The sequence below is a fragment of the Paenibacillus sp. HB172176 genome, from assembly GCF_011947265.1.
GTDB lineage: Bacteria > Bacillota > Bacilli > Paenibacillales > Paenibacillaceae > Pristimantibacillus.
The window spans coordinates 155195-170092 of record NZ_JAATHD010000012.1; the positions used below are offsets into that span (position 1 = coordinate 155195).

Below are 14898 nucleotides of genomic sequence, written 5' to 3' on the forward strand. Positions count from 1 at the left end.
GAGGCATCTGTATCCGCCAAAATGAACAAACTTAGCATTTTTCTCAAATAACGTCACCTGTGTCCGCCAAAAATGAATAAACCCAGCATTTACCTTCAATAACGTCTCATGTGTGTCCGCTTGTGCGAAGAAGACAAGTAGTGCATAGAGTTTGTTGTGCGCGTAGAATTTGATGTATGCTTAGAATTCATTGTTTGCTAATGCATTCGTTGTTTGCTTATGCGTTCGTTCTTTGCTCAAGAGTGCGTTTCTTTATTTCTCGGTTAATCGAAAAGTTCGCATTCTCGACTTTCCGCTCGCAACCTCAAGCAGTTGCTTCTCAATTAGCGATTGCAGCACCCGTCTTGCATGTCGGTTGCTAACGCTGAGATGTTTGGCAAGATCAGTCGGAGTAAACGGTTTGTGCATCCTTCTTGCCAATCGAATTGTTTCCGCTTCCAGCCAGCTTAGATTAGACTCGGCAGGAGCAGCAACAAACTTGCCAATAAACGCTAATATGAGCTGCTGACATTGCTGGGGTTCATCTGTAATTGACGGAAAAGCAATAGGGAGGAAAATCCAATTATCTAAAGCAAGAAGACAATGCCTTCTGCATAAATCTTTAAATCTTCTAATATCGAGATCACGGGCGTGCGAGGCATAGTCCTGGATTTCGATTCCCCCTTTCGTGCCCGCCGGCATATAAGCAAAGTCTACATACCGATATCCGTTGCTAAAGTCTCGAACCTCCCACTCGGCATGCAAATGCTCGAAGCTGCCAACGGCAGGCAACCAGACTCTTCTCAGAAACTCGATGCTGCTATAAGAAAGTCCCTTCTTTAACCTCTCCAGCCTCCTTGCGTTCGTTTCCTCCATCAATTGCTTAGACATCCATTTCTCATAATAGTGGTCAAAATGCAGCATATTCGAACACCTCCTGTTCGTCGGTCTATGGGAACAACAAAAAGCACCTCCATCAGCTGAAACAAGCTGAGAATGAAGGTGCTTCCTTAAAATCTTGCGTATGGTAAATTCTGTTTTTATCTATTCATTTGCCTTTTTTATCTATTCATTTGCCTTCACTATAGCTCGATAGCTGCATTCTGTCAATCTTTGTTACGCTATGCAGCTTGGACCTACTATCTTTCATATCGATCTTTTCGGCAAACTTCAAGGCGCCGGCGCATAATGAACCACGACCTCGATCTCCTGGTCATAATTGCCGAAGCGGCTGCCGAACAGATTGACGCCGCCGCGATGAACGGCCGTCTCGGGATTCGAGATTTGGAAGGCAATGTCCTTGCCTACTTCGATCTGAAGATCCCCTGGAGTGATATCCGACATACGCTGACCGTCGAGGAACGACCCCTCTGCGCCAATCGTGAGCGTCTTGAGCAGTCCGTGCTGCGTGCCGGTTCTCCACCAATCCGGAGTGAAGACGCCGCGCTTGCGGCCGAAGTCGCCGGGACATGTCCACATGCCGACATGAACGCCGTTCAAGGAGAAGGAAATGTCCGAAGGCCAATGCTCATTGTAATCGGGCGCCTCCGAACAGATCTCGAACGATATCTTCAATTCCCTGAGCTGCTGCCTCCCGACCAAATAATTCGGAATCCGATATTGAACGAATCCGGAGCCGAACCAGAGATGCTTCGCCTTCACATGATCCGGGGAGGAGAAATAGCGCGGATCGTCGACCATGCCGATCATGCCTGACTCCGAAGCGAGTCCGCAGGTTGGCTTGACCTCATAATCGGCGTATTGTCCTACTGGAATGGAGACGGAATAGGCGTTGTCATCCTCTTGCTTCACTGATTTGAAACGCAGCGTCAGCGAATCGTGGAGCAGATGGCAGACCTTGCGTCGGCCCCGCTTGCCGGAGATGCTCTCGGTTCTGATGAGTCCGGCCTCCTCCAGCTTCTGAATATGCTTCGTTATGATCGCGGAGGAGAAGCCCAGCGCCTCGGCCAACTCGTTAATGCTGCGCGGCTCTTCGTTCAAGAGCATTAATATTCTCACTCTGCTTTCAGAGGAGAAGCATTCCAGTATATGCATGTTCTTGTTATTGATTTCGATATCCATCTTGGTCAGCCTCTTCGCCATTATAAAATAAGAATCATCGTCATTCTTCTCTGATTGTATAACCAATTGATTAATTAATCAACTTATAGTTGACAAATAAGTCGCTTATTCGCATAATATGTTCAAGAACAGTTCACTTATTGATTATTTAATTAATCTAAAGATTAACAAAAGGAGAGTGCAATGAACATGTCCAGCACGCACAAGTATGTTAAGGATTATCCGCGCCCGCAGTGGCTGCGCGAGGATTGGCAGCTGCTTAATGGAGAGTGGGGCTTCCGTTTCGACGATCAATTCGAAGGAGAAAGAAGCAAATGGTTCAACGAGCTTAAGGGCGACCGTAAGATTCAGGTGCCTTTCACATACGAGACGAAAGCAAGCGGCATCGGCGAGGAAACATTCCATCCTTGCGTATGGTACGAGCGCAGCGTCTCCATTCCGGAGTCGGCAAGCAACAAACGTGTTCTGCTGCATTTCCAGGCTGTCGATTATCTTGCCAAGCTGTGGGTGAACGGCGTCTATGTCGGCTCGCATGAAGGCGGTTACGCCGCGTTCTCGTTCGATATTACGGACGCGCTACAAGCTGGAGACAATCGTCTTACGGTACGTGTCGAAGACAGCAACAGCACGATGCAGCCGCGCGGCAAGCAGCGTTGGGTCGAGAAGAACTTCGGCTGCTGGTATGTGCAGACGACGGGGATTTGGCAGTCTGTGTGGCTGGAATACGTAGATGCGCTCCATGTCGATCACGCGAAGATTACGCCAAGACTGGGGGATGCTGCGGTAACGTTCGAATATGAACTGGGCGACACTGTTCGTTCTTACGAGGGATTGACGCTTCAGACCATAATCCGGTTTAACGGCGAACTGATCCGTTCGAATGAGACAAGCGTCGATCGGAAGTTCCTGAAGGTGGATCTGAGCGTCATGAACGACACCAAAGAATGGAAGATTCACGCATGGCATCCGAATCACCCGAATTTGTACGATGCCGAGGTAATTCTGAAGAAGGACGGGAAACCGGTCGACACCGTATACTCGTACTTCGGCATGCGCCATATTGAAATCAAAGGACATACCATCGTGCTTAACTCTCATCCGCTTTATCAACGCCTGCTGCTGGATCAAGGCTACTGGGAGGATACGCATCTGACTCCGCCTTCCGAGGAAGCGATTATCGAAGATATCGACAAAACGCTGGCGCTCGGCTTCAACGGCGTGCGCAAGCATCAGAAGCTGGAAGATCCGAGATACCTGTACTGGGCGGATCGCAAGGGCTTGCTCGTCTGGTCGGAAATTGCAGCAGCCTATGAATTCGGAGATGATGCGGTTCAGCGATTTACGAAGGAATGGATGGAGGTTGTACGCCAGCATTACAACCACCCAAGCATCATAACTTGGGTGCCGTTCAACGAATCATGGGGCATCGCTCAAATCGCGAATAACCGGAAACAGCAGCAATTCACCGAAGCGATCTATCATTTGACGAAATCATTCGACCAGATGAGGCCGGTTGTCGTCAATGACGGTTGGGAGCATACGATTTCGGATATTATCACGCTTCATGATTACGAGGAAACGGGCCCTGCGCTGGAAGCCCGTTATACGGACAAGGATCATCTCCTCAGCAATGACATTGCGCATAATGGGCACAGATTCCCGTTCGCCGAAGGCTACGGCTACAAGGGCCAGCCGGTCATCATCAGCGAATACGGCGGCATCGCGTTCACGAGCGAGGACGGCTGGGGGTACGGCAACCAGGTGAAGAACGAAGAAGAATTCCTGGCGCGCTACGAGAGCATTACGCAAGCGATCAAGAATCTGGATTATGTCAGCGGCTTCTGCTATACGCAGCTGACGGACGTTCAGCAAGAGGTGAACGGCTTGCTCACGATTAATCGCGAGCCGAAGGTCGATGTGGAGCGCATTCACAAGATTAATAAGCAATAGCGGCAGGTATGAAATTAGGCAGAAAGTTGCTCCGACCTCTGGCGGGCGGCGCGTTACTACCCTCAAGACGATTATGTCTTGGGGGGAGTTTGCGCTTTTGACATACTGCCTCGAATACAATTAATGGCAATATTCATTGAAAGATAAAAGTAGAAATCAACCCTCTATTAAGTAGGAATACCCGGTCATCACAACAGTCAATCTGCTCTATAATTCAGTGTGTAATCTTCTGATAACAGTCGAATGAAAGGAGGCTATGCAGCTGAACGGTTTTATTGAAATCATATGAACCTGTAATTTTTCGAGGCAATTGAAAACGCTATCAAAGAACGATTGAATCTGGGAGGTAAATGTCTATGAACAAACATAAAAGGTTGAGAATGATCTCTGTTTTTCTTGCAGCCAGTATGATTATGTCGATATTCACACAAACTGCTGGGGCGGCAGAAAATACTGATGATCCTGAGACCCCGGCTTCAGCGATTTATGAACAACCTGTCATTGATGAAACAGTCAGCAATACCGGATTTGTGCATCCAGCTATCGGTTTCAGTGCGGATACGCTCAGGCTTATGCAGGAGAAGGTTGCTATTGGCGCGGAGCCATGGGTAAGCGCTTTCGAAAGCTTCCGGCAGAAAGCAAGCGGTTCGCTGGATTATGATATTCGCAATCAAAGCAAGCTGGATCCTTCCTTGCCCGCTTATACGAAGATTGATAATGATTCGAAAGCCAAGGAAGCTAAGGTTGACGCGGAGGCGGCTTTCACTGATGCGGTCATTTGGACGGCAACCGGAGACCTCCGTTATCGAGAGAAGGCAATGTCTATCATTCGCCTCTGGTCGCTGATTGATCCTTCTGATCCGGTTGGCTTCACTGATTCGCATATCAGTATCGGAGATGCGATGGCGAACATGGTTAGAGCGGCAGAATTGCTGCGTTATACTGAATGTGAGGGTGAATGGGGCTGGACAGAGAATGATACGAACAACTTTGTGAATAACTTTCTAATGGCTTTCTATGACGGTAATTTCTATCATAATAACGGTAGATGGATGAATCAGCATGATATTGCAGCGCTTGCGTATACGATGGCAGCGGTATTCTCGGACAATGAGAGCTGGTATGAGGAAGCTATAGAGTGGTCAACCGTGAACAAGACGGCGCCGAGACCGGGGTTATCAGGAGACATCTTCCATCAGATCCGATATGTCACGCAGAACGAGCGGACAGGCGAGCCCGTTGATCCTCATGTGCAGCTTGTCGAGATGGGACGAGATATGGGGCATGCATCGGGGAATACGGGAGCTTTGTCGATGATCGCATATATGAGCGAGCTTCAAGGCACAAAGGTGGATCCTGATTCAGATTCCCCAACCTTTGGCGAGATTACGGATGATGCGAATGGCGAAGGCATGTTTGAATTCCTGGATGATCGTCTATTAACAGGCGCTAACCTGTTGGCGAAGTATAATCTCGGCTATAACATTCTCTATACTCCCGTCAATGTAAGCACAGGGATCATAGCGGATGAAAGCGCTGATTATTTCGATACAGTAAGCGACAATGGAAGAGGATTAGGATATGCTTCAGAGCTTACTTACGGTTATTATACTCACATGAAAGATTCGCCGCTTGATCCGAATGATGATAAAATCGCCTATTTGCATCAATCGATTGAGAAGCAGGGGGGACTTCAAGCTATTCCTTCTTATGTTCTGCTACAAGGAACAGAGGACTTGGCAACCGGCGAAGTAACAGGCCCGCCGCAGCCGCTTAGTCAGCCCACCTATGCAGAAACGAAGGATGCTTACGACCGAATGCAGGCGTTCGATTACTTGGGCAGAAGCGCGACGACAAGCACGAATACCTTCCAGGATCTCGATGGTATGAGATCGGTCTTGTATGATGTGCGATATGAGAATCAATATACATGGTACGACCTGAATCTAAGCGACAATTATGATCGAATTACCATTCGCGCAGCAAGCAATTCCAGCGCGGGGACCAAGGTGGATGTGATTCTGCTTGATGATGTAGATGGAATAGATAAGGAGAATGTGACTGCAGGCGATCTTGATGCGGGTGAAGTTCTGACGACGCTGCAGGTGCCGAACACAGGCTGGTGGACAGATTATGCGACAGTCTCCGGTCAGCTCAGCAGACCGCTCTCGGGAGAGCATCTCATTGCTTTTAAGTATTATGGCAGCGCAAACTGGCTTTCCTATCAAATCGCTTTTGATTGGTTTTCTTTCTCGAACTATTATGCGGGCGATGTGAATCTTGCGGCGGATGGAGAGCTGTCGGGAGGAGCTGAAGTCGGTACTGACGGTGTTGAGATGAGCGACGGCGGAATAATTTCCTTCGACCAGATGAACTTTGACAGCGGGGTTAACAGCATCGAGTTAAATGCGAAGACAACGGATGCGAACGGCTTATTGAATTTGTATAGCGATAGCGAGCTTATTACCTCCTATAGCTTGAAGAATACGAATGGGACGATGCTTACCTTCACATCGGATATTCCGAATGAGGATATCGCCAAGATTACCGGGATTCATAATGTTTCGCTCGCATATAGCGGTACTTCTCCAATTGTAATTAAATCCTATCGCAATATTGATCGAAATCGATTAATACCAGATGAACAATCGTCGAGCAACAGTCATGAAATCGAAGATCAGGCAATTGCTATATCAGACGATTTGGAAACAGGCTATGAGGATTCAAGGACATACGTCAAAGCCGTAAACGGCAGCTTGTATTATATGAGCAAAGGTGCTTTGCAGGCTGATCGTACGAAAGACGCGATCGTGTCATTCACGGTCAAATCGAATGGAACTGCTGAGTTGAACTTGCAACGAGGGGATAATACGGAGCCGTTCGCGACAATCAAGGTGCCTGACACGAATGGACAATGGATTCATGTCAATACCAATATTTCAGAGCAATTCGTAAGTGTAGACAGCTATCCCGCGAATCTGCAGAGCTTTTATTTGAAAGCGGTGTCGCAGGATGCGAACACGGAGGTGCTGCTTGACAGCTACGAGCTTGATCCTGTGGAGAAACCGCCAGTTATTAAGGTGACTACAGATCATGGCGATGAGATTGACACTGCGGTTGCTTACGAGAATGACAATAACTTCACTCTGAATATAGCAATCGAAGATCCGGATTCCAGCGATATTGTTTTAACAAGCGATAACCCAAGCTTCATCAACACCAATTTAAATGGCAAGCTTGGAGGGACGGTAAGCATTCATTCTGCAGGTCTTGCTGCTGGGAATTATTCCTTTCATCTCTATGCGCAGGATGAGACTGGCAATTATACGGAGAAGGAAGTCGGGATTAAGATTTATCCCGAGCAAGATAAGCATGCTCCCGAGAATCTGACGGGCATCATGGTGGGTCCTTTCAGTGCACAGCTGGATTGGGAACCGGTTAATGGAGCGGCTTATTATGTGATCTATCGTCAGGATGGAGCAGACAGCGAATATATCGCAATTGACGAGACGACAGAAAATAATTACACAGATGAAAATTTAAATCAAGGCATAACCTATTCTTATCGCATTGCAGCAAGCGGGAATTCAGGTGAAACCGATCCTAGCGAGTCCGTGACCATTCGAACTATGAAATCCATTGCTGTGGATGCTGCGATGGTCACTTCGAATACCAATGCTTGGCCGGGCACTACCGGCACTCCGGAGGAGAATGGATGGTATGCGTTCGACGGGAATACTGGCACTTCACCGGATACAACGACCGCAGAGGGCTGGGTTCTTGTCGACCTGGGAGCAGGCAATGAACAGGCGATTGCAGGTGTGAAGTATTATCCAAGAGCGAGCAATTATTGGAAGCGAATGAATGGCGGCAGCATCCAGGGATCGAATGATGGAGAAGGCTTTGATACGCTGTATTCATTCAGCGGGGTTAACAGCTCAGGCTGGTTCTTCGTTACTTTCGAGAATGATACGATGTACCGTTATATCAGATACTACACGCCATCAGGAAATGCAAATGTTGGAGAGCTGCAATTTTTTGCGAAGGCTGATGAATCAGAGCAATCTGAAACGCCGGGAGAGTTGACCTATCAATTCGAATCTGTTCCAGATCAAACGGCCTCACCGATCATTGAAGGTTATGAGGCAGGCACACAGGAAATTAAGAGCGTGCCGCTAAAGAACAGCGGAACAGGGGATTTAACAGAATTGCACGCTGAGCTGAGCGGTAGTGAAGCAGATGCGTTTGAACTGACTCAGCCTTCAGAACAATTGAATAGCGGAGGTCAGTCCAACAACTTGTCCTTCGCGATTAAGGCTGGTCTTGCAGCCGGAACCTATACGGCAACCGTCACGGTATCGACTTATGAGGAGGCCAGCATTTCCTTTGCCATTACACAAATTGTGTTGTCGTCAGAAACGCCAGAGGTGCCAGAAGCTCCACAAAATCTTGTTGCGGTTAGCGGCGAGGGGCGGATTGATTTAACCTGGGAGCCGGTAGCGGAATCAGTAGCTTACAGTGTGTACATGGGATCTGCTTCGGGACAATATGACGAAGAGGCTATTGCGACGGTCAATGGTGCCGAAGCTCATATACAAGAGCTGACGAACGGGCAGACCTATTACTTTGCTGTGCGAGCAATGAATGGCTCCGGTTTGAGCGAATTCTCAAGTGAAGCGAGCGCGATGCCCGGCACGACAGCCTCTGCTCCAATGAATATAGTTGCATCTGCAGGCAATAAGAGTGCGACGATCTCATTTACAGCGCCTGCAACGGATGGGGGCCGTTCGATTACCGGGTATGTCGTTACAGTTCAACCAAGCGGACGAACCGTCACAGGGACTGGAAGCCCGATACTGATAACGGGCTTATCCAATGGACAATCCTACACATTCACCGTTTACGCTCAGAATGCTGCCGGCAACGGCGAAGTGTCGGATGCTTCGCAGGCCGTGAGGCCAAGCTCGCCATTTTCAGGCGTTACTATTCCGAGTCAGCCGTCAACAAATTCAGCTTTTGAAGGCAAAGTGAATGGTAAACCAATGAAGATAGGCAAAATGACGGAATCAGTGGAGAACAAACAATCGATAACCACCGTTGAACTTGACAGCGGAAGCTTAAGTGAAATTCTTGCTTCTGCGGGAGATCATCCAGTCATTACCGTGCCGGTAAATACGAAGTCAGATGTTGTAATCGGGGAACTGGATGCGCGGTCGTTGAAGGAATTAAGCGAGCGCCAAGCTGCTTTGGTCATTCAAACGAACAATGCGTCTTACACGTTGCCGTCATCGCAATTAAATGTTGGGGAAATCTCAAATCAATTCGGCCAAACGGTTTCACTAGAAGATATTCATATTCGCATTCGTATAGCGACTCCCGCTCAGGAGTTAATCGAAATCGTTCGGGCTGTCTCGGAGCGCAATGACTTTCAACTTGTTGCTCCGTCGGTTGAATTCAATATTGAAGCCGTATTCGGCAGCCAACAGATGGAGTTGAACCATTTCAATAATTATGTCATGCGAACAATTGCAATCCCTGAGGAGGTTGATCCAAATCGCGTTACAACAGGCCTCATTATCGAGCAAGATGGCGAAGTTCGCCATGTGCCTACCCGAATTGTAGAGGAAGATGGCGTTTATTATGCTGAGATCAACAGCATGACGAACAGCGTCTATTCGCTTGTTTCTCATGAGATTGCTTTCTATGATGCATCGAACCACTGGGCTAAGGATGCGATTAATGATTTGGGTTCCAGAATGGTTATTAAGGGAACCGGCGAGGGGAATTTCAGTCCCGATCTTCGTGTAACTCGGGCAGAATTCACTGCTTTTATCGTCAGGGCTTTAGGATTGGAGCTGGATGATGGGGGTTCGACATTCCGAGATGTTCAGAGCTCGGATTGGTATGCGGAAGTCGTGCAGACCGCCTGCAACAGACATCTGATCAATGGATTTGAGGATGGTCTCTTCCATCCCGATGACACCATCACTCGCGAGCAAGCTATGACGATAATCGCCAATGCTATGTCTCTTACCGATCTTGAGGATGCATGGTCTCAGCAGCCCTCAGAGGATTTGTTGCCATCTTATGTGGATGCCGTTCAAGTATCTCCTTGGGCTGAGGACGCAATGGAGCTTGCTTTGCAATCTGGCATTCTGAAGGGCAAGAACAATCAATTTCTCGCTCCGCAAGATGCTATGACTCGTGCGGAAGCAGCGGTTCTGTTAGAGCGATTGCTGCAAACGGCAGAACTGATTTAATGAACGAACTCCGCAAGTCAGACAGTAGCTACACTGGTTAATCTTATAAGAGCAGTCACTATTGAGCGATGTGTGAACGCTTGAAGGGCTGCTCTTTTGAGCTTTAATGCAGGCAACAAGATTGACGATAAAGTAGGATTTTACTACGCAGTGCATAGCTTTATGCCTCTATCCTCTATCACAGGGTTGATATAATGAAGCCATAGAAAAGAAAGAACTGTGATTGGAGGAACTTATGGAAACGATAGCTGAGGCTTCATCGCAGAGAGTTAGTAAGCATCGAAGGAGACTAACCTCGCTATGGAAAGGGATCAATCGAAACTATATTTTGTTTTTGATGCTCATTCCTTTCTTGCTATGGTACGGCTTCTTTATGTTCAAGCCGATGTGGGGAATTCAAATTGCGTTCAAGGACTACAGCTTGTTCAAAGGAATGGCGGACAGTCCGTGGATTGGCATGGAGCATTTCAGACAATTTCTGACCAGTGTATATTTTGGCCGTGTGCTTAAGAATACGCTGTTAATCAGCTTTTACAGTCTTTTGTTTGTATTTCCAGCTCCGATCGTCTTGGCATTGCTTATGAATGAAGTGAAGAATGCTTTGTTTAAGCGGATGGTACAGACTTTAACGTATTTGCCGCATTTCATCTCTATCGTTATTGTATGCGGCATCGTTACGAATTTCTTGTCGCCAAGCAGCGGCATCGTGAATTTGATTATCGACAAGCTCGGCGGGGACAAAATTTATTTCCTTGCTGAGCCAAGCTATTTCAGAACAATCTTCAACTCGATGACCATTTGGCAGGAGACGGGCTTCTCAGCCATTATCTACATTGCCGCGCTTTCAGGAATTAATTCCGAGCTTTACGAAGCGGCAGTTATAGATGGGGCAAACAAGTGGAAACGAACCCTGTTCATCACGCTCCCCGGCATTCTGCCGACCATTATGATTCTGCTTATATTGAAAATTGGACATCTTCTGGATGTTGGGTTTGAAGCGATCATATTGCTATATCAACCGGTTACGTACGAGACAGCGGATGTCATTAGTACGTATGTGTATCGCGAAGGGATTGTCAATGGGAGTTATGATATGGCGACAGCGGTAGGCTTGTTCAATTCCATTGTAGGATTTATCCTGATTGTCGCTTCGAACTGGTTTAGCAAAAAATATACCGGAAACGGTTTGTGGTAGGTGATAAGGAATGCTGGAAAGTCGCGGTGAAAAAGTCTTCTATGGGTTCAATAACCTGTTTCTTGCCATCATATCGTTATTGGCGTTATACCCATTCTTGTATGTGGTGTCAGCATCCGTCTCCTCGCCTCAGGCGGTGGTTACGGGGGAGGTGCTCCTATGGCCTAAGAATTTGACTTGGGATGCTTACAGCGCTGTGCTTCAAGATCCAAAAATTTATACAGGATATGCCAATACGATCTATTATACGGTCGTTGGAGTTGTCGTATCGATGGTGCTTACCATCTGCGGGGCATACCCGCTTGCGCAGAAGAGATTGCCTGGCAGAACCTTCTTTAATCTTCTCATATCCTTGACCTTAATCTTCAGCGCAGGAATGATTCCGATGTATTTGAACTTCAAGGATTTGCACTTGCTGGACAGCAGGTTCGGAATTGTTATCGGTTTTGCAATCACGACCTTCAACTTTATCATTCTCCGCACCTTCTTTCAATCGATCCCGTCTGAGCTTGAGGAAGCGGCAAGAATAGATGGAGCGGGCGATCTTACGATATTGTTGAAGATTGTGCTGCCGCTGTCCAAGGCGGCGATTGCGACAATCGCGTTGTTCTACGGCGTATCAAGATGGAATGGCTACTTCTGGGCGATGGTTATGTTGAGAGATCAGGATAAGGTTCCGCTGCAGGTTGTGTTGAATCAATTGGTCGTGAAGATGAAACCGACCAACGCGATGCTGGACACCGCCGCTTTCACAATTGGCGAAACGATCATTTATGCTACTATCGTTGTTGCAATCATTCCGATTATTTGTGTCTATCCGTTCATTCAGAAGTACTTTGTCAAAGGGGTTATGATCGGCTCGCTTAAGGGATAATGATAAAGCTTCAGTCTCCAAGCCACGCCGATGCAAACATATTATTATATTATATGGGGGAATGTGAAATGTTACGAAAGTCGAGTAAAATGTTAGTTCTGCTTCTCATCACGAGCTCGCTGCTTGCAGCGTGTTCAAGCAACAACAATTCGAATTCAACTGCAGGCAACAACAATGCTGCGAATGCAACGAATGATGGAGGAGCTTCAGCAACTGCCGATCCGAATGCCGAGCCAACGCAATTAAGCATCTTCTACTTTGATGCCGAGACAAATCCCATTTCCGACGATATGCCTGTCATTAAAAAGTCGGAGGAAGCGACCAACGTGCATTTGGAGAATGTTGCTCCTATCGGAGGGGAAGAGCAGCAAGCGTATAATCTCATGCTCTCTTCAGGCGAGATACCTGATATTGTGTCAACAAATCTGGGCAACCTGAACAGCATTGCAGTTGAAGGAGCGTTAGAGCCGCTGAATGACTTGATTGATCAGTATGCGCCAAATTTCAAGAAGTTTTTGGATGAACGCCCTGATGTTGCGAATGCGATAACTCAATCTGACGGACAAATCTTCTATGTTCCATTCGTTGCCGACGGCGCCGCTTCAACCGGTTGGTTCATCCGCCAGGATTGGCTTGACAACCTGGGACTTTCAATGCCGAAGACGGTTGATGAATATCATGATGCTCTGACTGCATTCTTGAATGATGATCCCAACGGCAATAAGAAGAAGGATGAAATTCCGTATTTCAACCGGAGAACGGATACAGGAGTAGATCAATTGCTGCCGCTCTTCGACGCATTCAATACCTTCTATATAAAACCGGACGGCCAAATTGCTTTCGGTCCTTACGAAGCGCAATACAAGGATGCACTATCCAATCTTGCTCAGTGGTATAAGGAAGGGCTGATTGACAAGGAGATCTATACACGCGGCTCCACGGCTAGGGACACGCTCCTCGCGAACGACACTGGCGGCTCCACGCATGATTGGTTCGGAAGCACAGCCGGCTATAATGATTCCTTGTCTGCGGATGTGCCAGGCATGCAATTCTATCCGATGACTCCGCCGGCGAGCACTTCTGGCAAGATATTCGAAACAGGCATGAGAGCAGCTCTTAACGGAAAGGGCTGGGCAATCTCCGCTCAATCCGAGGATAAGGAAGCGGCAATGAAATACTTTGACTTCTGGTGGTCGGAGGAAGGGCGCAGAATGTTCAACTTCGGGGTTGAAGGCGAGACGTACAACATGGTGGACGGACAACCGATATTCACGGACGAAGTGCTGGCGCAGCCTTCTGTGCTTGGCTACCTGATCTCGGATTACGGCGCGCAGCTTGCAGGAATCGGCGCTTGGCAAGACTTTAATTATGAGAAGCAGTGGACGAATGAAATTGCTCTGAAGGGCGTGCTTGATTATCAAGACAATAACTATATTGATCCGAACTACACGCTTCCAACGCTAAGCTTCACCGAAGAGGAACAGAATAAGATCAATCAGCTTCAAACTGCGATTACGACCTATGTGACCGAAACAACGCAGAAATGGGTAATGGGCGGCGAGCAAGTTGACGCAGGGTACGACACTTACATCAATCAGCTTAAGAAGTTGAAAATCGATGAGCTCATTGCCGTGTATCAATCCGCTTATGATCGTTATATGAAAAAATAAATAAAAGTGAAACGGTGGAGGGAGCTTTGACTTCCTCCGTTTTTCTCTATTTAAGTGGAACGAAGCGGGACTTTCCATTAAGCTGTTGGTATGACAAGAGCCGGAGGGATATGCGTTTGAAAAAATGGATTTACGGGAGCTCCTTCAAGCGAAGAATATGGCTCTCGCTAGTGCTGTTCACAGTGACTGCGATATTAATATCAGGAGGAACATCCTACTACATTGCATCAGCTATAATGGGGCGCAAGATGAATTCGCTTAATCAGATGGTTGTCAACAAATCAGCCCAAGCGCTCGAAGAGAAGCTGCGCAAAGTAAGACTTGCCGTGCTGACCTTCATGTCGAGCGAGCCCTTTCAGGATGTTATATCGAATTCAGGGAGCGAAGGCGATGCATCGGCATATGAGCATTTCAAGACGAATAAGCTTCTGCAAACGCCAATATTCCAGATGAGATTAATCGAGCCTGCCATTCAGTCCATTATTATCGATACGCCTGGCGGAGAATATTATGGCGCATCCTATGAGCGACTTACGCAATTTCCGCTGAAGGACAGCGAGTTGTACAAGCATATGGAAGGTCGGAAATTGCCGGCATGGATACAAGCGCATGAGGACCCATTCTTCTCGGGCAACGAGAAGGTGGTCAGTCTGTTGCTGAGCCCGCTTTCTCAGAAGGATGTCAATGTATTAGTTAATGTCAGAGAGAGCAACCTGAATAATTATTTGCTCGCGGACAAGGATGAAGGAAGCGGGGATTTCATCGTTTATAATGAGAACGGTGAGCTGGCCTTTACTGGACAGTAAAAAGTTTTACATCATTAAGAAGCAAGGAAATCGGCGTCCTGCTGGGCCGCTTTCTGCTTGGAACGAATAATTTGAGTTAGCG

8 protein-coding genes are annotated in these 14898 nt (G+C 47.5%); 6 read left to right on the top strand and 2 right to left on the bottom strand.

The window, feature by feature from the left end; all coding sequences use genetic code 11:
• Positions 1–252 precede the first annotated feature (252 nt).
• Both HFP08_RS16675 and HFP08_RS16680 read right to left on the bottom strand, forming a co-directional pair.
• Positions 253–903 carry a transcriptional regulator gene (locus HFP08_RS16675; protein WP_168121728.1) on the bottom strand — a complete coding sequence of 217 codons (651 nt, stop codon included), beginning with the start codon at positions 901–903 and terminating at the stop codon, positions 253–255.
• A gap of 246 nt (positions 904–1149) precedes the next feature.
• On the bottom strand, positions 1150–2061 hold the full coding sequence (locus HFP08_RS16680) for an ArsR/SmtB family transcription factor (RefSeq protein WP_168121729.1): 912 nt from the start codon (positions 2059–2061) through the stop codon (positions 1150–1152).
• Between the two features lie 189 nt (positions 2062–2250).
• Between HFP08_RS16680 and HFP08_RS16685 the strand changes: the two genes are divergently transcribed.
• The 6 genes from HFP08_RS16685 (at position 2251) to HFP08_RS16710 (ending at position 14816) form a co-directional block, all read left to right on the top strand.
• Positions 2251–4011 (top strand): glycoside hydrolase family 2 protein, encoded by a 1761-nt coding sequence (locus tag HFP08_RS16685; protein WP_168121753.1) that lies wholly within the window; start codon positions 2251–2253, stop codon positions 4009–4011.
• A gap of 356 nt (positions 4012–4367) precedes the next feature.
• The gene (locus HFP08_RS16690; RefSeq protein ID WP_168121730.1) at positions 4368–10271 is read left to right on the top strand and encodes an S-layer homology domain-containing protein; all 5904 of its coding nucleotides are present in this window, start codon (positions 4368–4370) and stop codon (positions 10269–10271) included.
• Between the two features lie 235 nt (positions 10272–10506).
• Positions 10507–11466 carry an ABC transporter permease gene (locus HFP08_RS16695; RefSeq protein WP_168121731.1) on the top strand — a complete coding sequence of 320 codons (960 nt, stop codon included), beginning with the start codon at positions 10507–10509 and terminating at the stop codon, positions 11464–11466.
• 10 nt (positions 11467–11476) lie between these two features.
• Positions 11477–12340, top strand: coding sequence for a carbohydrate ABC transporter permease (locus HFP08_RS16700; RefSeq protein ID WP_168121732.1), 864 nt, complete (start codon positions 11477–11479; stop codon positions 12338–12340).
• A gap of 68 nt (positions 12341–12408) precedes the next feature.
• Positions 12409–14010, top strand: a complete 1602-nt coding sequence (locus HFP08_RS16705) for a type 2 periplasmic-binding domain-containing protein (protein ID WP_168121733.1) — start codon at positions 12409–12411, stop codon at positions 14008–14010.
• Between the two features lie 116 nt (positions 14011–14126).
• Positions 14127–14816 carry a hypothetical protein gene (locus HFP08_RS16710; protein WP_168121734.1) on the top strand — a complete coding sequence of 230 codons (690 nt, stop codon included), beginning with the start codon at positions 14127–14129 and terminating at the stop codon, positions 14814–14816.
• Positions 14817–14898 lie beyond the last annotated feature (82 nt).